The organism is Streptomyces sp. NPDC006687, from assembly GCF_040636215.1.
GTDB lineage: Bacteria > Actinomycetota > Actinomycetes > Streptomycetales > Streptomycetaceae > Streptomyces.
Window position 1 is genome coordinate 1 of sequence record NZ_JBEYJJ010000009.1, and the last position, 19,591, is coordinate 19,591.

Annotated in this window: 16 protein-coding genes and 1 tRNA gene; 9 read left to right on the forward strand and 8 right to left on the reverse strand. The window is 74.7% G+C overall.

Annotated features, from left to right (window positions below; translation table 11 throughout):
• Positions 1-224: 224 nt before the first annotated feature.
• The 6 genes from ABZ716_RS13510 to ABZ716_RS13535 all read left to right on the forward strand — a co-directional run bounded on the left by ABZ716_RS13510 (position 225) and on the right by ABZ716_RS13535 (position 5,714).
• Positions 225-1,460, forward strand: a complete 1,236-nt coding sequence (locus tag ABZ716_RS13510) for an MBL fold metallo-hydrolase (RefSeq protein ID WP_358958734.1) — start codon at positions 225-227, stop codon at positions 1,458-1,460.
• Positions 1,461-1,678: 218 nt separating this feature from the next.
• Entirely contained in the window at positions 1,679-3,586 is a 1,908-nt protein-coding gene (locus ABZ716_RS13515) for an ATP-binding protein (RefSeq protein ID WP_358958736.1), read from the forward strand.
• 83 nt (positions 3,587-3,669) lie between these two features.
• A complete protein-coding gene (locus ABZ716_RS13520; RefSeq protein ID WP_358958738.1) occupies positions 3,670-4,125 on the forward strand; it encodes a roadblock/LC7 domain-containing protein in 456 nt (151 codons plus the stop codon).
• Between the two features lie 83 nt (positions 4,126-4,208).
• A complete protein-coding gene (locus ABZ716_RS13525) occupies positions 4,209-4,550 on the forward strand; it encodes a DUF742 domain-containing protein (protein ID WP_358959138.1) in 342 nt (113 codons plus the stop codon).
• Positions 4,528-5,172 carry an ATP/GTP-binding protein gene (locus tag ABZ716_RS13530; protein WP_358814123.1) on the forward strand — a complete coding sequence of 215 codons (645 nt, stop codon included), beginning with the start codon at positions 4,528-4,530 and terminating at the stop codon, positions 5,170-5,172. Before ABZ716_RS13525 ends, ABZ716_RS13530 begins: the two co-directional genes overlap by 23 nt.
• Positions 5,169-5,714, forward strand: coding sequence for a GAF domain-containing protein (locus tag ABZ716_RS13535; protein WP_358958741.1), 546 nt, complete (start codon positions 5,169-5,171; stop codon positions 5,712-5,714). The genes ABZ716_RS13530 and ABZ716_RS13535 overlap by 4 nt, the downstream gene beginning before the upstream one ends.
• A gap of 8 nt (positions 5,715-5,722) precedes the next feature.
• Here the strand turns inward: ABZ716_RS13535 and ABZ716_RS13540 are convergent, their stop codons facing one another.
• Both ABZ716_RS13540 and ABZ716_RS13545 read right to left on the reverse strand, forming a co-directional pair.
• Positions 5,723-6,622, reverse strand: a complete 900-nt coding sequence (locus tag ABZ716_RS13540; protein ID WP_358814121.1) for a transketolase — start codon at positions 6,620-6,622, stop codon at positions 5,723-5,725.
• 11 nt (positions 6,623-6,633) lie between these two features.
• The gene (locus tag ABZ716_RS13545) at positions 6,634-7,335 is read right to left on the reverse strand and encodes a transketolase (protein WP_358958744.1); all 702 of its coding nucleotides are present in this window, start codon (positions 7,333-7,335) and stop codon (positions 6,634-6,636) included.
• Positions 7,336-7,493: 158 nt separating this feature from the next.
• On the opposite strand from ABZ716_RS13545, the gene ABZ716_RS13550 reads away from it, so the two are divergent.
• Positions 7,494-7,567: transfer RNA gene (locus tag ABZ716_RS13550), tRNA-Pro, on the forward strand.
• 221 nt (positions 7,568-7,788) lie between these two features.
• Positions 7,789-9,093, forward strand: a complete 1,305-nt coding sequence (locus ABZ716_RS13555; protein ID WP_358958746.1) for a phosphatase PAP2 family protein — start codon at positions 7,789-7,791, stop codon at positions 9,091-9,093.
• Here ABZ716_RS13555 and ABZ716_RS13560 read toward each other — a convergent pair.
• The 5 genes from ABZ716_RS13560 to ABZ716_RS13580 all read right to left on the reverse strand — a co-directional run bounded on the left by ABZ716_RS13560 (position 9,003) and on the right by ABZ716_RS13580 (position 16,494).
• Positions 9,003-10,007, reverse strand: a complete 1,005-nt coding sequence (locus tag ABZ716_RS13560) for a SigB/SigF/SigG family RNA polymerase sigma factor (RefSeq protein ID WP_358958749.1) — start codon at positions 10,005-10,007, stop codon at positions 9,003-9,005. The genes ABZ716_RS13555 and ABZ716_RS13560 overlap by 91 nt on opposite strands.
• Positions 10,008-10,092: 85 nt before the next feature.
• On the reverse strand, positions 10,093-12,393 hold the full coding sequence (locus tag ABZ716_RS13565) for a SpoIIE family protein phosphatase (protein ID WP_358814117.1): 2,301 nt from the start codon (positions 12,391-12,393) through the stop codon (positions 10,093-10,095).
• A gap of 9 nt (positions 12,394-12,402) precedes the next feature.
• A complete protein-coding gene (locus tag ABZ716_RS13570) occupies positions 12,403-15,060 on the reverse strand; it encodes an ATP-binding protein (RefSeq protein ID WP_358958751.1) in 2,658 nt (885 codons plus the stop codon).
• A 61-nt stretch (positions 15,061-15,121) separates the two neighbouring features.
• Positions 15,122-16,222, reverse strand: coding sequence for a glutamate--cysteine ligase (locus ABZ716_RS13575; protein WP_358958753.1), 1,101 nt, complete (start codon positions 16,220-16,222; stop codon positions 15,122-15,124).
• A gap of 83 nt (positions 16,223-16,305) precedes the next feature.
• Positions 16,306-16,494 carry a hypothetical protein gene (locus ABZ716_RS13580; protein ID WP_358814114.1) on the reverse strand — a complete coding sequence of 63 codons (189 nt, stop codon included), beginning with the start codon at positions 16,492-16,494 and terminating at the stop codon, positions 16,306-16,308.
• A 271-nt stretch (positions 16,495-16,765) separates the two neighbouring features.
• Here ABZ716_RS13580 and ABZ716_RS13585 point away from each other — a divergent pair, with 271 nt between their 5' ends.
• The gene (locus tag ABZ716_RS13585) at positions 16,766-18,889 is read left to right on the forward strand and encodes a SpoIIE family protein phosphatase (RefSeq protein ID WP_358814113.1); all 2,124 of its coding nucleotides are present in this window, start codon (positions 16,766-16,768) and stop codon (positions 18,887-18,889) included.
• A 70-nt stretch (positions 18,890-18,959) separates the two neighbouring features.
• On the opposite strand, the gene ABZ716_RS13590 is transcribed toward ABZ716_RS13585, so the two are convergent.
• A complete protein-coding gene (locus ABZ716_RS13590; protein WP_358958756.1) occupies positions 18,960-19,580 on the reverse strand; it encodes a DUF305 domain-containing protein in 621 nt (206 codons plus the stop codon).
• Between the last annotated feature and the right edge of the window lie 11 nt (positions 19,581-19,591).

The following is a 19,591-nucleotide window of genomic DNA, read 5'->3' on the forward strand; positions in this document are numbered from 1 at the left end:
GTTCCCGGGTCGTCGCTCTCCCGCTCTCCCCCCGCGCCGCCGCTGACAGGGCGCGGTGACGGAGCTGGTGGACCGGGCCCGGGCCCCCCCGGCCCCACGGCCGGGTCCGCCGCCGGGTGCGGGCGCGGGTACACCCCGCGAAGCGGAATCCTCGGAGGCCGCCGCGCGTTGGGATGGTCGGGGCGTACCCCGCCCCACCCCACCCGCACTCCCCAGGAGGCGCCTTGACCGGCTCCCTTCCCCTGCGTCCCCGGCTGCGCTCCCTGCGGCCCGAGGCATTCGGCGCGGACCCCTCCGGCGCACGGCTGGAGCGCATCCTGCGCTCGCCGAACTTCGCCGACGGCGTCTTCCAGAACCCGGTGGGGGCCAGGACCAGGCCCACCGGCTCGCTGCTGGAGTTCGCCAAGATCTACTTCCACAAGGAGCAGCGGATCCGGCGCAACCCCGGCGCGCCCATCCCCGTCTACCCCACCACCCTCGCCGAGCTGGCCAAGCCCCCCGCCGGCGGCCTGCGGCTGACGTGGATGGGGCACTCCACCGTGCTCGCCGAGATCGACGGCCGCCGGGTGCTCTTCGACCCCGTCTGGGGCGAGCGCTGCTCACCCTTCCCCTTCGCCGGGCCCAAGCGCCTGCACCCCGTACCGGTGCCGCTGGCCTCCCTGGGCGAGGTCGACGTGGTGGTCATCTCCCACGACCACTACGACCACCTGGACCTGCCCACCATCAAGGCCCTGGCCGGCACCGGCACGGTCTTCGCCGTCCCGCTGGGCGTCGGCGCGCACCTGGAGCGCTGGGGCGTACCGGCGGACCGGATGCGCGAGCTCGACTGGAACGAGTCCACCGAGGTCGCCGGACTGACCCTCACGGCCACCCCGGCCCGCCACTTCTGCGGGCGCGGCCTGCGCAACCAGCAGTTCACCCTGTGGGCCTCCTGGGTGGTCGCGGGCGGAGAGCACCGGATCTTCCACAGCGGGGACACCGGCTACTTCCCCGGGTTCAAGGAGATCGGCACCGAGCACGGCCCCTTCGACGCCACCATGATCCAGATCGGCGCCTACTCCGAGTACTGGCCCGATATCCACATGACGCCCGAGGAGGGCCTGCGGGCCCACCTTGACCTCCAGGGCGGCGCCCCCGCCGGAACGATGCTGCCGATCCACTGGGGCACCTTCAACCTGGCACCGCACCCGTGGGACGAGCCCGGCGAGGGCACCGTCGCCGCCGCCGGGGCGACCGGAGCCGCCATCGCCCTGCCGGTGCCGGGCCAGCCCTTCGAACCCGGCGCGGCCGACGCCCCCGCCGCACCCTGGTGGCGTCCCTTCACCGCGGGCGCCACCACCCCCGCCGACGTCCCGGCGACCGCCGCCGGCCTCCAGGCCGCCCCGGCCGGGGCGGGTGCCGGCGACCCGGCTCCGGCCCCGGCGGCCGGGCTCGGAGAACCGGAGGCCGTCGGTTCGTGAACCCGGGAGCGTGTGCCCCCGACCCGCGCGGGTGTACGCGCTCCCGGCGCATTCGGGCTGCCGTACGAGCGCTCCACCGGGAGCGGGAAGCAGCGCGGCAATGTTCCCCAACTGGGCAACCGCCGTGTGAGCGTGCGGTCTAGCGTGGGTATCCGGTGATCAACACCGGGCCCCGGGCAGTCGATCCGGGGGCCGGGCCCCACGTACCGAGGACGCCGATGTCCGGACTCCGCGCCGCCGCCCGCCACGCCCCGTCGAGACACGCCGCCCCGGGCCCCGGCCGGCAGATAAGGCCGCAGCTGGTCCGCGCCGCCGTGCTGCCCACGCTCGCCGCCGGGCTCAGCGGCACCGCCGCGGTGATCTTCACCCTCCAGCTCGGCGGGGGCGCCGGACACCGGGACGGCCGGCTCTGGCCGGTGCTCGCGGGCTGCGCCCTGCTGGCCGTGGGGGCCCTCGCCGCGGCCCTGCTCGGGGCCCAGCGCGGAGCGAAGGCCGTCCGGGACCGGTGCGAGGCACTGCGGCGCTCCAGCCTGCGCGGCCGCCAGGAGCTGCGGACGACCGCCGAGCGGCTGGAGCGGGGCGAGCGGCCCGGCCGCCAGGTGCGGGCCGGCCGGGTAGCCGCGCCGCCGGAGGCCGGTGCCTCCGGGGTGGACGAGTTCTGGCTCCTCGCGCAGGAGCTGCGCACCGCCCGTGAGCAGGCGCACGACACCCTCGTACGGCTGGCCGCCCCGCCCCCGCCGAGCGACAGTGACCGCAAGGTGGAGGTCTTCGTCAACCTCGCGCGCCGGCTTCAGTCGCTCGTGCACCGGGAGATCTCGCTGCTGGACGAGATGGAGGACACGGTCGAGGACCCCGACCTGCTCAAGGAGCTCTTCCACGTCGACCACCTCGCCACCCGGATCCGCCGGCACGCCGAGAACCTCGCGGTGCTGGGCGGGGCCGCCTCCCGGCGCCAGTGGACCCGGCCGATCGACCTGAGCGAGGTGCTGCGGTCCTCGGTGGCCGAGGTGGAGCAGTACACGCGGGTCAAGGTGGTGCCCCCGGCGGGCGGCACCGTACGCGGGCACGCCGTCGCCGACGTGGTGCACCTGCTGGCCGAACTCGTGGAGAACGCCACGGTGTTCTCCGCCCCCGACACCGATGTGGTGGTGCGGGCGGAGCGGGTCACCGCCGGGATCGCGGTCGAGGTGGAGGACCGCGGGCTGGGCATGCCCCCGCAGGAGCAGAACCGGATGAACGCCCTGCTGGGCGACCCCGACCAGGTCAGCGTCGGGCACCTGCTCGCGGACGGGCGGATCGGGCTGTACGTGGTCTCGGTGCTGGCGCGGCGGCACGGCATCGCCGTCGAGCTGAAGCCGAACATCTACGGCGGGGTGCTGGCCGTCCTCGTCCTGCCGCAGGAGCTGCTGGGGGCGCAGGCTCCCGGCGCCGCCGAGGCCCTGGGCGGGTCCCGGCCCACCTCCTGGGGCACGGCGGAAACCGCCCCGCCCCTGGAACCGGACTGCCGCACCCCCCTGGACCTCGGCCTGGTACCCGCCTCCCCGGAGGGCATCCCGTCACCCGCCGGCACGGCGGAGGCCGGCGGCCCGACGTGGGCCGGCGGAACGCAGCCGGAACCCGGCCCCGCTCCCCGCACCCCCCTCCCGCGCCGAGTCCCGGCGGCCCGCACCAGCCGCGAAACCCGGCCCGCCCCCACCACCCCGCCCGCCCAGGCCGACCACCCCGCCCCTGCCGCCCCAGCCGGTTCTGCCGCCCCAGCCGCCCCTGCCGGTTCTGCCACCCGGCCCGGCCCGGCGGTCCCTGCCGCCCACCCTGCCTCTGCCGCCCCTGCCGCCCCTGCCGCCCCTGCCGCCCCTGCCGGTTCTGCCACCTGGCCCGGCCCTGCGGTCCCCGCCGACCCCGTCGGCCACGTCGACCCGGCCGTCCCGAGCGTCCCGCCCGCCCCCGTCGACCGGCCCCGGCTGCCGCGGCGGCGGGCGCAGACGCATCTCGCGCCGGAGCTGCGCGAGGCTCCCGTCGGCCGCCGGGCGGACGAGGGCGGCGAGCAGCCCCTGCACGACCCCGGCCTGATGGCGGCCTTCCAGCGCGGCTTCGGCCTCGCCGAGTCGGCCGAGCAGCAGTCATGACCCCCCGCCTGACCCCCCGCCTGATCCCCCGCGCGATCGCTCGCGTGACCCCCCGCACGAACCCCAGCAAGGAGCACACCCCCATGGCCGGCGAAGTCGCCACGCAGACGAAGACCCGCAGCCTCTCCGACCTCGACTGGCTGCTCGGCGGACTGGTCCAGCGCGTCCCCTACACGCGCGCCGCGGTGCTGCTGACCAACGACGGGCTCGTCACCTGCGTGCACGGCCTGGACCCCGACGGCGCCGACCACATGGCCGCCCTCGCCTCCGGGCTGTACTCCCTCGGCCGCAGCGCCGGGGCCCGCTTCGGCGAAGGCGCCGAGGTCCGCCAGGTCGTCGTCGAACTCGACACCGCCCTCGTCTTCGTCTCCGCGGCCGGCTCCGGCACCTGCCTGGCCGTCCTCGCGGACCGGGAGGCCGACGCGGGCGTGCTCGGCTACGAGATGGCGATGCTGGTCAAGAGCGTCCGCCCGTACCTCGCCGCCCCGCCCCGCCGCCCGGTCGCCCCTGGCACCGCCGACGCCGAAGCCGGGCGGTGAGGGCCTGGGGCCGGGGGGCACACGCGACCGGAGCCGGGGCACTGCGCGACACGCCCTGGCTCGACGACTCGGCCGGCCGGGTCATGCGCCCGTACACGGCCAGCGGCGGCCGCACCCGGGCCGCCGTCGCCCTCGACCTGCTCTCCCTGGTCAGCGCCACCGGGGTCCGGCCGAGGGGTCCGCTCGGCGCCGAGCACACCCTCGCCCTGCGCTGCTGCGCGGTCGCCCCGGCGGTGACGGTCGCGGAGGTCGCCGGCCACCTGCGGCTCCCGGCCGTGGTGGTCAAGGTGCTGCTGTCCGACCTGATGGAGTACGGGGCCGTACGGGCGCAGGCGCCGCGGTTCCCGGGCGGCGGGGGGTCCTTCGCCGCCGACGACCAGTCCCTGCTGAGGGCGGTGCTCGATGGACTACGCCGACGGCTCTGAGGCCCCGGCCCTGCCCGCGACCCTGAAGATCCTGGTCGCGGGCGGGTTCGGGGCGGGGAAGACCACCTTCGTGGGCGCGGTCAGCGAGATCGAACCGCTGTGCACGGAGGAGCTGCTGAGCGGGATCGGCGCCGCCGCCGACCCGCTCGACGGGGTGGAGACCAAGACGGCGACCACGGTGGCCCTGGACTTCGGCCGGCTCACCCTCGACGACCGGCACGTCCTCTACCTGTTCGGCACGCCCGGCCAGCAGCGCTTCTGGTTCCTGTGGGAGGAGCTCTGCGCGGGCGCGCTCGGCGCCGTCGTCCTCGCCGACACCCGCCGCCTGGACGACTGCTTCCCCGCCGTGGACTTCTTCGAACGGCGCGGCATCGGCTTCGTCGTCGCCGTCAACGAGTTCGACGGCGCCCACCGCTACACCGCCGAGGAGGTCCGCGCGGCGGTGGGGCTCGGCCCCGAGGTGCCCGTCGTCCGCTGCGACGCCCGCCTCAGGGGCTCCGGCACGGGGACGCTCGCCGCCCTCGTCCACCACCTGCTGTCCACGGCGCAGCGCGCCGCCGCGGCCGGTCCGCCGGCACCGCACCTGTCCGCACACCACTTCCCACCGGGGGGACCACCGTGAACCACTACGAATCGACCGGCCACCTGCTGCTCACGCCCGTGGACCGGGAGGCGCCCGCACGGGCCGTGCGGCTGCGCGAGCTGAACCTGGGGGAGCGGGCGGACGCCGAACTCGACGCCTTCGCCCGGCGGATCGCCCAGACCCTGGACGCCCCCCACGCGGGGGTCAACTTCGTCGGCGAGGAACGCCAGTTCTTCGCCGGACTGCACCACGCCCCGGACGCGGCACCGAGCGGCTACCCGGCGCGCGTGCTGCCCCGCGACCACGGCTACTGCCCGCACGTGGTGGTGCGCCGCCGCGCCCTGGTCCTGGAGGACGTACGGGACTTCGCGCGCTTCGCGGGCAACGCCGTGGTGGACGGGAGCGGGATCCGCTCCTACCTGGGCGCTCCGCTCACCGACCGGCGGGGCGTCGTCCTGGGCACGGTCTGCGCGGCCGACGTGGTGCCCCGGCGGTGGGGGCCGGACGGTCTGGCCACGGTCAAGGACCTCGCCGCCGAGCTCGCGGAGCGCCTCCAGGAGCGCGAGGACCGCCCCGCCTGAGGGCCCGCTCAGCGCAGGAAGGCCGTGATCCGCTGCCGCAGCGAGGCGGGGTCCAGGCCGTGGGCGGCGGTGTGCTCCTCGATCGTCCCGAACCGGCGCAGCTCCGCCCGCCCCACTCCCAGGGGCAGCACCCGGTGCGGGACGTCGAGCAGCGCCTGCCCGGCGGCCGCCGCGGAGGTGCCGGCGAGGTACGGCTCCACCAGGACCACGTCGGCCGAGGCCCGCGCGGCGGCGGAGCGCAGGGCCGCGTCGTCGAAGGGGCGCACGGTGGCGGCGTACAGCACGGTGACGTCGAGGCCCTCGGTGGCGGCGAGGACCCCGTCCAGCATCGGCCCGACGGCGAGCACCACGCCCGCGCCGCCCTCCCGCAGGGTGTGGAACCCCAGCTCCCCGGCCCGCGGCTGCGGGGCGGCGTTCGACATCTGCGAGAGCCGGACGTAGACCCGGTCGTCCCCGGCGGCGTAGGCGTGGCGCAGCAGGGCCTCCGCTTCGTCGGGGTGGCCGGGCACGTGCACGGTCCAGCCGTCGAGGGTGTCCAGCAGGGCCACGTCGCCGGGTGACATATGGGTGTATCCGCCGGCCGGCCAGTCGTAGCTGGCGCTGGCGCTGACCAGGACCCCGCCCGTGTCCTGGTGCCCGAAGTCCAGCTTGACCTGCTCGAACGGCCGCTCCACCAGGAAGCTGGCGAAGGTGTGGACCACCGGCCGCAGCCCGGTGAGGGCCAGACCTCCGCCCACGCCGATCATCAGCTGCTCCCGGATCCCGACGTTGATCACGCGGTCGGGATGGCGCCGCTGGGCGGGCCGGAACCCGTCCATGGTGATCTCGGCGAGCACGAGGGCCAGCCGGGGGTCCTCGTCCAGCACCCTCGACGTGACTGAGATGAACCGCTCCCGCATGGTGTCCATGACCATCCCCCTCAGTACTTCTTCTCGACCCGGGCGACGACGGCGTGCGGCCGGCCGGGATGCGGTGTGGTGAAGGCGGCGTACAGCGCCGCGTGGTCGCGCCCGTCGACCGTGGCCGTGCTCCAGCCCGCGGCCTCGAAGCGGGAGGCGATCCCGCCGCGCCAGCCATGGGTGGCGGAGTCGTTGTCCACCACCACGGTGTGCAGGGCCTCCAGCCCGGCCGGGCCGGCGTAGGCGATGGCCTCGTGGTTGCTGCCCTCGTCCAGTTCGGCGTCCCCGATCAGCACCCAGACGGCCGCCTCGTCCAGCCCCTGCGCCCGCAGGCCGAGCGCGCTGCCGACGGCGAGCGGCAGCCCGTGCCCGAGGGACCCGCTGGCGATCTCCACGCCGGGGACCAGGACGCGGTCGGGGTGGTGGCCGAGGGGGGAGTCGAAGGTGCCGAAGCCGGGCAGCCAGTCCACGGGGAAGAACCCCTTGGCGGCGAGCACGGCGTAGTAGGCCATCGGCCCGTGCCCCTTGGACAGCAGGAACCGGTCCCGTCCGGGGTCCCGCGCGCTGTCCGGCCCGACCCGCAGCACCCGGTCGTACAGCACCCACAGGGCGTCGAGGGTGGAGGTGGCGGCGGGGCCGTGCTTCTCGTCCCCGGTCATGAGGGCCATCAGGCGGCCCAGGTCCTCGTAGCGGAAACCGGTGTCCGCGGTCGCGTGTGTCATACGAGAACCATCGGACCTCAAGCGGACTTGAGGTCAACCCCCGCCGGTCCGGCCCGCCGCGCCCACCCGGCCCGCGAAAGGTGCGCGCGACTACCCGGGGAAGTGAGGTATGGTTCTCATGCCGGTTGAGCCGGGGAGAAACCCCAGGTCAGCGGCATCGGGACGTGGCGCAGCTTGGTAGCGCACTTGACTGGGGGTCAAGGGGTCGCAGGTTCAAATCCTGTCGTCCCGACTGTGCGGAAACGCAGGTCGGAGGCCGTTCTCTCATAATGAGAGGGCGGCCTTTCGCATGCCCGGAGGCGTTCCCGCGGGCGCGGTCGTGGGGTCATTCCGACAGTCCGATAGCATGTTCGGCCTTATAGCGATCGCGTCGAAACAATGAACATCGGCTGAAAATTGATATCTGCGGTATCGCGCGTGTTGTCCGGACGAACCGGCGGAGCGGAGCCGCCCGTGTGGCGTCGGCCCCGGGTCGTGCTGTGGGCCGTCGTCGCCTCGGTGGGGCTGGCCTTTCTCGTGGCGCTGGAGATCGCCTCGCGCCATTACGGCACGCCGGGGCCGATCACCGCCCAGGCGCGCGAGGTGATCTTCCCGCCGAAGTCGGGGACCGTGCTCTACGCCGCCATGACGCTGATGCTCGTGGTGCTCACCTGGCGGCAGCGGTTCCTCGCCGTCGGCGCCGCCGTCGCCATCGACCTGGTCTTCTGGCTGGTGCGCTGGGCGGCCGGGGCGCCGACGATGTTCGGCAACGGGGCGCTGATCGTCACCCTGGCCTGCGCCGTCATCGCCCTCACGCGCCGCACCGGCCGCGAGCGCGTCCTGTTGCTCCAGGGGGTGGGGCTGGCCCTGCTGCTGGTGGCCGGCCGGAAGACCGGCTACACCTGGCTGGAGATCACCGCCAGGACCCGGCCGATGGTGCTCGACCAGTACATCGCCACCGCCGACCACGCGCTGGGCAACCCCTCCTGGGTGGCCGGCCAGCTCGTCCGGGCCAGTGGCGCCGTCGGCGCGCACGTCCTGGAATGGGTCTACATCCAGCTCGCGGTGGGCGCGGTCGTCGTCGCCCTGTACCAGCTGCGCAAGGTGGCCGTGGAACGCCGCTTCCCCACCCACCACCTGGTCCGCACCTTCCTCGTGATCGGGCTGCTCGGCCCCGGCATCTACATGATCTACCCGGTGGTAGGCCCGGTCTTCGCCTACGGGGCCGACGGGGGCCAGTTCGCGCTCGCGGACCTCTGGCCGAACACCCCGCCGCCGCTCGGCACCCCGCAGGCGATGCTCTTCGACGGGGTCACCCCGCGCAACTGCATGCCCAGCCTCCACACGGCCTGGGCCACCGCCATCTTCATCCACTCCCGCAAGGGCCCCCGCGCCCTGCGCTTCCTCGGCGCCTTCTGGCTGGTGGCCACCCTCGGCGCGACGCTCGGCTTCGGCTACCACTACGGCGCGGACATCCTCGCCGGAGTGGTGTTCACGGTGACGATCGAAGCGGCGCTGCGCGCCTTCGACCGCCGCGGCGACCGGCGGGGCGTCCTGCTCGCCTGTTACGGCGCGACGGTCTTCACCGCGCTGCTGCTCTCGTACCGCTTCCTGCCGCAGGAACTCGCCGCGCTGCCGTGGCTGACCGGGCCGCTGCTCGTGCTGGCCGTGGCCTCGGTGGTCTACGGCTACCTGCGCACCGTCCGGCTCTGGGAGCGCGAGGTCCGGCCGGCGGCCGTGCCGCGGCCCCGGCGTGAGACGCAGCCCGAACTGGTCTGAGCCGCGGGGTCCCCGTCGGCGGGCTCGGACGGGGCGTCGTCGAGCAGGCCCGCCCGCAGGGTCTCCAGGGTCCGGGTGAGCAGCCGGGAGACGTGCATCTGCGAGATGCCGAGCCGTTCGCCGATCTGCGACTGGGTGAGCTCCTGGCCGAAACGCAGGGAAAGGATCTCCCGGTCCCGCTCGGAGAGCTCCGCCAGCAGCGGCTTGAGGGACTCCAGGCACTCGATGCGCTCGTAGACCGGCTCCTCCTCGCCCAGCGGGCGCTGGGCCGTGCCGGAGTCGGCGTCCTCCTGCGCCGGGGCGTCCAGCGAGCGCGAGGCGTACACCTGGGCGGCCCGGCGGCCCTCGGCCAGCTCGGCCTCGGTCAGTCCGAGCCGGTCGGCCAGCTCGGCGTCGGTGGCGCCGCGGCCCAGGTCCTGCTCCATCTCGTCGGACGCCTTGGCCAGGTTCAGGCGCAGTTCCTGGAGCCGGCGCGGGACCTTCACGGCCCAGCTGGTGTCACGGAAGAAGCGTTTGATCTCGCCGGTGACGGTGGGCAGCGCGAAGGTGGTGAACTCCACCCCCCGGGCGACGTCGTACCGGTTGATGGCCTTGATCAGGCCGATCGTGCCGACCTGCACGATGTCCTCGAAGGGCTCGCTGCGCCCGCGGAACCGGCGCGCCGCGTACTTCACCAGGCTGAGGTTCAGCTCGACCAGGGTGTTGCGCACGTACGAGTACTCGGGCGTCCCCTCCTCCAGGGAGCCCAGCCGGCGGAACAGGGACCGCGACAGGGTCCGGGCGTCGGCGGTGCTCGCCTTGAGCGGCTCGGCCAGAAGGTCCGCCACCGGCTCCTCCAGGGGCGTCGCCGGGGAGCCCTGCGGCGGGTGCTGGATACGGGTCCGCTGGATGCGGGTCTGCTGGATTCGAGTCATGGAACGGCCCTCCGGTCCATGTAGGCATCAGAAGATTCATACCCAGTTCATCCCGATATCGACCATTTTGTTATCTAGGAGTGCCTCACGACACCCGCACGACCACCAGACTGGTGTCGTCGTCGGTGTCCCCCAGGACCGAGGACATCAGCCGGTCCGCCAGCTCCTCCGCAGGTCCGGGCCGCAGCCCCTGGGCCGCCGCGCGCAGCGCCTCCATGCTCTCGTCCAGTCCCACGTGCCGGCGCTCGATGAACCCGTCCGTGTACAGCAGCAGGGTGTCGCCCGAGCGCAGCCGGGTGTGGTGCTGCCGGTACGCCGCCCCCGGCATGGCGCCCAGCAGGATGTTGGACGCGCCCTCCATGAAGCGGGCCCGCCCGCCGCGCAGCAGCAGGATCGGCGGGTGGCCGGCACCCGACCAGAGCAGCGAACGGTCCGCCGGGTCGAACAGGGCGCACACGGCCGTCGCCGTCGGCTGGCCGGGGGTGCGCAGGGTCACCTCGTTGAGCCACTCCATCAGCCGCGCCGGGGGGTTCCCGGTGAACGCCAGGCCGTGCAGCGCCCCCCGCAGGGCGATCATGGCCGTGGCCGACTCGATGCCGTGCCCGGCGATGTCACCCACCGTGACCAGCGCCTTCCCGTCGGGCAGCGACTGCACGTCGTACCAGTCGCCGCCCACCCGGTACTCCACGGCGGCCGGCCGGTAGCGGGCCGCCACCCGCAGCCCGGGCGGGGTCTCCAGCGTGGGGGCCTCCGGGACGATGGCGTGCTGGAGGCCCAGCACCAGGTGGTCGCGCAGCTCGGCCTCGGTCCGCGCGATGGACAGCTGGTCGTAGGTGGCCGTGAGCGCGACCTCCGTGTGGTGCTGCGCCGAGACGTCCTGGAACACGCCGACGATTCCGGTCAGCGCACTGCCCGTGAGCACCGGCTCGGCCGCCACCCGCACCCGGCGCACCCCGCCGCCGGGCCGCACGACCCGCACCAGGACCTGGCCGCCCTCGTGCCGGTCGGTGAGCGAGGCCAGCAGGGTGCCCAGGCGCCCCGTGTCCTCGGGGTGCACCCGCGCCGCCAGGGCCCGCAGCGGCACCGGGGGGTCCTCGGGGTGCAGCCCGAAGACCGGGTAGGCGTGCGCGCTCCACTGCGTGGTACCCGTGACGAGGTCCTCCTCGAAGACCGCCAGCTGGTCCAGCCGCGCCAGCGCCCGGGTCACCGCGGGGCCCCGCCGGTCATCGGCGTGCCACATCACCACGGCCCGCCCGCGTCCCAGGGGCAGCACCCGTACCTCGGCCATCTGGGGCCCCGCCGCCGGACCCCCCGCCTTCCCGGGCCGCGCGTTCGAGGGGGCGGCCGGCAGCACGCGGGCGTACTGCGGGGCGCCGGTGGCGTTCGCCCGCGCGAGCAGCCCGGTCAGCTCCTCGTAGACGGAGGGGAAGAGCTGGGCGACGGGCCGCCCGAGCGGCGGCGGGAGCGGACCGAGGGCCCGTACGGCGGCCGGGTTGAGGTACTCCAGGGTGTGCGCGCGGCCGAAGCCCCCGGCCTCGCGGTCCCCGTCGGGTACGGCCATGCTGACCACCATCGCCGGCAGCACCAGCTCCGCCAGGACGGCGGTGAGCCGCGGCGGCATGGCCGAGCCGGAGTCCCCGAGGCCGAGCACCTGCCCGGCCGGGCGGCACAGGGCGGCGACGGCGTTCCGTACCGCCGTGTCCAGGGCCCGCGCACGGGGCCACACCACCAGGGCCAGTCCCACGGTCCGGCCCCCGCGCTCCAGCGGGACCAGCCCCCGGGCCGCGTCGGCGGCCGGACCGGGCAGCCGGCCCTCCGCCCCCGGCCCGTCGGGGAACCACGCGGGCAGGCCGACCCTCAGCGTCCGGTGCAGCGGGCCGCCGGTCTCGGGCGGGACCCACTGCCAGTGCGCCGCCTCCAGCGGGGTGGCCCCGGCCTGCCCGGCCAGGTGCAGGCAGTCGGTCTCCGTACGCCGCCACAGGTAGACGGACTCCGCCCCGAGCCGCCGCAGCCCGCCTTCCAGCAGCGCCGAGGCCGCGCCGTCGGCGGTGTCGGAGGTCTGCACGGCGGTCGTTCCCCGCCGGATCCGTCGGGCCTCCGCCGTCGGAACGCCGGAAGCCTGCCCCGGCAGCGGGTCGCCGCCGGCGTCCGGGCCGGCGGCCGCGTTGAGGATGTCCGCCGCGAGGTCCGTCGCGCTCAGCCCGGTCGACACCGCCAGCCGGAGCAGGTGGTCGGACGCCTCGCCCGGCGACAGCGACAGCTGGGCCATCAGCGCCCCGCACGCCAGGTCCAGGAGGCGGCGCCGGGCCCGGTCGGCGTGCAGGACCGCCACCTCGGCCGTCAGGTCCGCGACGGCCGAGGAGAGTCCGCTCTCGGGCAGGGCCATACCGGTTCCTCAGCGGGGTGTCAGCCAGGTGCGCAGGGCGGTCAGCAGCCGGTCGGGGGCCACGGGCTTGACCACGTAGTCCGACGCCCCGGCGGCCAGCGCCTCCGCCCGGTCGCCCGGCATCGCCTTCGCGGTCACCACCACCACCGGCAGCTCCTTCAGCCCGGGCATGGCGCGGATGGCCCGGGTGGTGGCGTAGCCGTCGAGCCCGGCCATCATCAGGTCCATCACCACCAGCTCCACCTCCCGGTGCGCGGCCAGCAGCTTGATCCCGGCCTCGCCGTTGTCGGCGGTCAGCACCTGCATGCCCGCCGACTTGAGCAGCTCGGTGAGGGCGTACACGTTGCGGGTGTCGTCGTCGACCAGCAGCACCGTCCGGTCCCGCAGGCCCTCGTCGTCCACCGGCGCCGCGAAGGGGGCCGCGGGGGCTTCCTCGCCCCGCTCCTCGGCCGCCCCGCCCGGGACCGACCCGGACTGCGCCCTGAGGTCGTGCTCCGGAAGGTAGAGCGTGAAGCAGCTGCCCTGGCCCATCGTGCTCTCGGCGGTGATGGTCCCGCCGAGCAGCCGGGAGACCTCGCGGCTGATGGACAGGCCCAGCCCGGTGCCGCCGTACGCCCGGTCGGCGCCGCTGTCGCCCTGCTGGAAGGCGTCGAAGACGGATTCCAGCTGTTCCGGGGCGATGCCGATGCCGGTGTCGATGACCCGGAAGGCGAGCACGGGCCCCGCACGGCGCAGCGGTTCGGGCACCTCCTGCGCGGTGGCGTGCTGGACGCGCAGGGTGACCCCGCCGGTCCGGGTGAACTTCAGGGCGTTGGAGACCAGGTTGCGCAGCACCTGGCGCAGCCGGGCCTCGTCGGTGACCAGTCCCTCGCCCGCCGACGGCGCCCGGCTGACGGTGAACTCCAGCCCCCGCTCGTCCGCGACCGGCCGGAAGGTGACGTCCACGTAGTCCAGGACGCGCTGGAGGGAGACCGGCTCCGGGTGTACGTCCATCCGCCCGGCCTCCACCTTCGACAGGTCGAGGATGTCGTTGATCAGCTGGAGCAGGTCCGAGCCGGCCGAGTGGATCACGGCCGCGTAGTCCGCCTGCTTCTCGGACAGGTTCCCCTCGGAGTTCTGGGCGAGGAGCTGGGCGAGGATCAGCAGGCTGTTGAGCGGGGTGCGCAGCTCGTGGCTCATCTTGGCCAGGAACTCCGACTTGTAGAGGGAGGCGCGGGCCAGTTCCTGGGCGCGTTCCTCCAACTCCTGGCGGGCCTGCTCGATCTGGTGGTTCTTCCGCTCGATGTCGCGGTTGCGGTCGGCCAGCAGGGCTGCCTTGTCCTGGAGTTCGGCGTTGCTGCGCTGGAGTTCGCGCTGGCGGGACTGGAGTTCCCCGGACCGGGCGCTCAGCTCCGCCGTCAGCAGCTGGGAGCGCTCCAGCAGCTCGTCGGTGCGGGCGTTGGCGGTCAGCGAGCTGACGTTGACCCCGAGCAGTTCGGTGAACTGCTCCAGGAAGTCGCGGTGCAGGGGTGCGAACGGGCGCAGGGAGGCCAGCTCCAGGGCGCCGAGCACCTGCCCCTCGAAGACGATGGGCAGCACGATCAGCGTGCAGGGGTCGGCGGAGCCCGTTCCGGTGAGGACCGGCGCGTACCCCGGCGGGAGCCCGTCCACCACGAGCACCCGGTGGTCGGCGGCCGCCTGGCCCACCAGGGACTGGCCCACGCGGAAGCGGCGGGGACCGGCCGAGGGGTCGTCGGGCAGCCCGTACGAGGCGATCGCGACGAGCTCGGCCCCGGCGGCGGCACCCCCGTCGGGGCCGTCCTGCGCCAGGAAGAAGCAGCCGTACTGCGCGTGGACCAGCGGCGGCACCTCCCGCATGACCAGCTCGGCCACCGTGGTCAGGTCGCGGCGGCCCTGGATCTGGCCGGAGATCCGCGCCAGCTGGGTCTTGAGCCAGTCCTTCTCCTCGTTGGCCCGGGTGGTGTCCCGCAACGACTCCACCATGGAGTTGATGTTGTCCTTGAGGGCGCCCACCTCACCGGGGGCCTCGACGGTGACGGTACGGGTCAGGTCGCCGCGTGCCACGGCGCTGGTGACCTCGGCGATCGCCCGTACCTGGCGGGTGAGGTTGCCCGCCAGCTCGTTGACGTTCTCGGTGAGCCGGCACCAGGTGCCGGACACGTCCGCCACCTCCGCCTGGCCGCCGAGCCGCCCCTCGCTGCCGACCTCCCGGGCCACCCGGGTCACCTCGGCCGCGAAGGAGCCCAGCTGGTCGACCATCGTGTTGATGGTGGTCTTCAGCTCCAGGATCTCCCCGCGCGCGTCCACCCTGATCTTCTGGGTCAGGTCGCCCCGGGCCACCGCCGTGGCCACCTCGGAGATGTTGCGCACCTGCGAGGTCAGGTTGTCGGCCATGCTGTTGACGGCGTCGGTGAGCTCGCGCCAGACGCCCCCGACGGGAGGCACCCGCGCCTGGCCCCCGAGCCGGCCCTCGCCGCCGACCTCCTGGGCCACCCGGGTGACCTCGGTCGTCACCTGGGACAGCTGGGCCACCATGCCGTTGAAGACCGACGCGATGTTCCCGGGCAGGCCGCCGCCGTCCTCCGGCAGCCGGATGTCCAGATTGCCGTCGCGGACGGCCGTCAGGCCCGCCAGCAACTGCTCCAGCGTTCTGTCTGTCTCGTCCATGGCCAGTCCCGTAGTGGAGCCGTCGCCTCCACTGTGACACGGGTCGGCCCCGCCCACCGTCCTACACCGAGGCGGTGGCGGCGGCGAGCTCGTCGACGACCGCGGTGAGGCTGCCGTGCCGGCGCAGCACGGCGCGCTGCCGGTCGGCCCCGCTGCCCGCCAGCCGCAGCCGGCGCAGCAGGTCCTCCACCAGGGCCAGGTCCCCGGTGGCTTCCAGCCCCGGCGCCGCGCGGGCCAGGAGCCGGTCCACCAGGGTGCCGGCGGGCAGCCGTGCGCCCGTGACGGGGTCCAGGCCCCAGCCGTGGAGCCCGTCGGTCGCGGCGAGCTCGTGCGCGGCCCGCAGCCGCCGGTCGGAGACCTCCGGGGGCGGCTGGTGGCGTTCCTCCTCGTCGAGCAGGTCCTGGGCGAGGCCGCGTACGAGGGCGGCCAGCAGGACCACCGTGTCGAGGTCGGCGTTGGAATCCGCGACGCGGATCTCCAGGGTGGGCACGTGCTCGGAGGGGCGGGCGTACCAGTACAGCATCCGCCGGTCCATCAGGATCCGGTGCTCGACCAGGGCCCCCACGTACGCCTCGTACTGCGCTTCCCGCATCACGGGGGCGGGGCCGACGGTGGGCCAGCGGGAGAACTCCTTGAAGCGCCAGCTGTCGAAGCCGGTGTCACGGCCCAGGATGAAGGGGGAGTTGCCGGTGAGGGACTGCAGCACCGGCAGCCAGGGGCGCATCCGGTGGGACAGGGCCAGGGCGGTGGCCCGGTCCAGGGTGCCGACGTGGACGTGGCAGCCGCAGACCAGGCCGTCGTAGTGGCCGACGAGCGAGGCGAACGCCGTGGCCATACGCCGGTAGCGGTCGGTGTCGGATACGGCCAGCGGCCGGGTGGGCGGCACCGCCGGGGTCCCCGACGCCACCAGCAGGCAACCGTTCTCGGCGGCGGCCGCGCCGGCGGTGCGCCGCAACCACGCCAGCTCGGCCCGTAGCGCGGCCAGGTCGGCGACGGGCCGGGTGCACACCTCCACCTGGGCGGCGAAGAACTCCCTCTGCACCTGCTCCCCGAGCTCCCCGGCGGCCGCCGCGATCACGGCGGCCGCCCGGTCGGCCGGACGCCTGCTGGAGCGGTCGACCAGCAGGAACTCCTCCTCCACTCCCACCGTCAGCGCACGCATCGGGGCTCTCCTCGCTCTGGGCCCCGCGCCTACCCGCACACGCGGTGCGCAGTCGTGCGGGGCGGGGGTCCTGCGGGGGCTGGTCAGCGGTCGTCACGCATGTCGTCGAGATCCCGTTCGGTCAGGTCCCGCATCACCTCGCGCAGGGTCGCGTCCTCCCGGCCCCGCTCGTGTGCCACCTCCTCGGGAGTGCGCGGCCGCCCGCCGGTCTTCGGCTGTCCGCGGCCCCGGGCCGCCCCGCCCTGTGGCTCGCCCCGTCGTCTGTCCGCCATGACGCACGCTCCTCACGCCCCCTGCCCACACCCCCTCGGGGCTGTTTTCCGCTGCTATGAACGTACTTCTTCACGTTTGTCCGCGCCGCCCCCGGGCAAACGCCCGCATGCCGCCCCGTGGTCCTGAGCCCGGGGCGGACCAGTTGGGCGGCCCGGGAGGCGGCCGGACGCGGGGCGGCAGACGATGGAGTCGAGACCGGGCTTCCCGCCGGTCCGCCCGGACCGGCCGGGCGCCCCGACGGGCCGCCACCGGGCATGGGGTGCGTGCCGTATGGACGAGGACCTCCAGGTCGAGGACCTGTTCGACAGCGCGGCGCAGGCCGCGGGCGGCTGGCTGGGCTCCCTGCCCGTCGCCCTGGTGGCCACCAGCGCCACGGGCACGATCGTGCGCTGGAACCAGGTCGCGCAGGAACTCCTCGGCTACACCCCGCCACAGATGCTGGGCCACAACATCGCCGACCTCCTCCACCCGGGATCCGACCGCAGCCTGGGCCGCACCCTGTGGGAGACGGCCGCCGCCGGCCGGGGCGTGATGGGCACGGTGACCGCCTGGCACCGCGACGGGCACCCGATGGAGCTGGAGATATGGGCCTCGCCGGTGGCCGACCGGCAGGGGCACGGCTCCCCCACGATGCTGGTCTTCGCCGCCGACGCCCCCGCCGCCCGGCGGATCAGGGGCTCCTCGGCGGTGTGGGACGGCCTGTTCGCCCGCTCGCCCGTCGGGATCGCCGTCCTCGACACCCAGCTGAGGTTCCTCCAGGTCAACGCGGCCCTCGAAGCGATGAACGGGCTGCCGGAGTCCGCCCATGTGGGCCGCCGCCTCGCCGAGATCCTCCCGGCGGTCAACGCCCGCGACATGGAGGACGCCATGCGCCGGGTCCTGGAGACCGGCGAGCCGGTCCTCGACCTCCGCCGCGTCGGACGCACCCCCGCCGAACCGGACCACGACCGGGTGTGGTCCTGCTCCTACGTCCGGGTGGAGGACCCCGCCCACATGCCCATCGGGGTCATCGCCTCCCTGGTCGACATCACCGAGCAGCAGCGCGACCACGTCGAGGCGGCAGCGGGCCGCCGGCGGCTCGGCCTGCTCAGCGAGGCCAGCATCCGGATGGGCTCCAGCCTGGACCTGGAACGCACCGCGCAGGAGCTCGCCGACCTCGCCGTCCCCCGCCTCGCCGACGCCGTCACCGTCGACGTCCTCGAAGCCCTGGCCCGCGGCGAGGAGCCGGGCGGGGGACTCGCCGCAGGCGTGGCCCTGCGGCGGCTGGGCCGGGCACCGCTCGGCGGCTCCCGGGTGACGGACGTCCTCGCGCCCCTCGGCCGGACCCTCCTCTTCCCCGCCGCCGCCCCCTATACCCAGGCCCTCGCCGGCCGCCAGCCCTTCCTGGTGGCGCGCCTCGACGAACAGGCCGTCGCCTCCGCCGCCCGGTACACGGCCAGGCCCGCGCGGCTGGTGGAGGCGGGGGTGCACTCCTGCGTCATGGCCCCGCTCGTGGCCCGGGACCGGGTGCTGGGCGTCGCCAGCTTCTACCGCACCCGGCCGGCGGGACGGGCCGGCTCCTCGGGCCCCGCCGGCCCCCTGGACCGCCAGGACCGCCTGGGCCCCTTCGGCGCCGAGGACGTCACCCTCGCCTCCGAACTCGCCGCCCGCGCGGCCCTCAGCATCGACAACGCCCGGCTCTACCACCGCGAGCACGAGACCGCCGTCATCCTCCAGCGCAGCATGCTGCCCCAGCACATCAGCCCGCCGGCGGGTATCGCCGTCAGCCACCGCTACCTGCCCGCGAGCGATGTCAACGAGGTCGGCGGCGACTGGTACGACGTGCTGCCCCTGGCCGGCGGCAAGGCCGCGCTGCTGATCGGGGACGTGATGGGCCACGGCATCGGGGCCGCCGCCGTCATGGGCCGCCTGTCGGCCTCCGTACGCTGCCTCGCCCGTCTGGACCTGTCGCCCGTACGCCTGCTGCACGAGCTGGAGGCGGTCCTCGCCGACCTCGCCGAGCCGATGCTGGCCACCTTCCTGTACGTGGTGGTCGACCCCGCCGCGGGCCGCTGCACGGTCACCCGGGCCGGCCACCCGCCGCCCGTCCTCGCCCTTCCCGACGGCTCCGTCCGGATCCTCGACACCCCGCCCGGCGTGCCCCTCGGCGTCGGGGGCATCGCCTTCACGCCGACCGAGGCCGAGGTGCCCCCGGGCAGCCTCCTCGTCCTCTACACCGACGGGCTGATCGAGGCGCGCGGCTGCGACCTGGACGAACGGCTGGCGGAACTCGCCCAGCTCCTGGCGGACCCGCAGCGGCAGCTGGACCACGTCTGCGACTCGCTGATCACCCACCTGGTCCCGGCCGCGGCGGACGACGACATCGCCCTCCTCGTCGCGCGGGTCGGCGACTAGGCCGTCTCTTCCGGATCTTGTCTGACCCGCAAGATCCGGAAGAGAAGAACCAGGAGGGCGATGCCGGGGATCAGCGGGTGCCGAGGAGGCCGTTCATACGGGTGATCTCGGCGCTCTGGGAGGCGATGACCGAGGCGGCCATGTCCTTGGCCGGCTGGTACGCCCCGTCCGTCTGCTCGGTCCGGGCCATGGCGACGGCGCCCTCGTGGTGCTTGACCATCAGCTGGAGGAAGGCCGTGTCGAAGGCCCTGCCGGACTTCCGGCCGAGCTGCTCCGTCTCCTCGCCCGTCATCATCCCGGACATCGAGTGGCCCGCGTGGCCGCCCTGGGCCTGCTCGCCCCAGGAGGCCAGCCAGCCGGACAGCGTCGTGATCTCCGGGTCCTGGGCCTTCCTGATCTCGTCGGCCAGCGTCTTCACCTCGGACGACTCGGCGCGGGTCGCCGCGAGCGAGGCCATCTCCAGGGCCTGGCGGTGATGGGGGATCATGCCCTGGGCGAAGGCGGTGTCGGCGGCGTTGTGCGCGGCCGCGCCGCCGACGGAGGCCGACGGGGTCGCGGAGCCCGCATGGCCGGCGCCGTGCCCGGAGCCGGCGGTGTCGGACGCCTGGCCGCAGGCGGCGAGGACGAGGGCGGCGGTGACGGCGGCGGCCGGGGCGGCGGCGCGGCGGATGAGGGAACGCGTGACGTACATGGTGGTGCTTC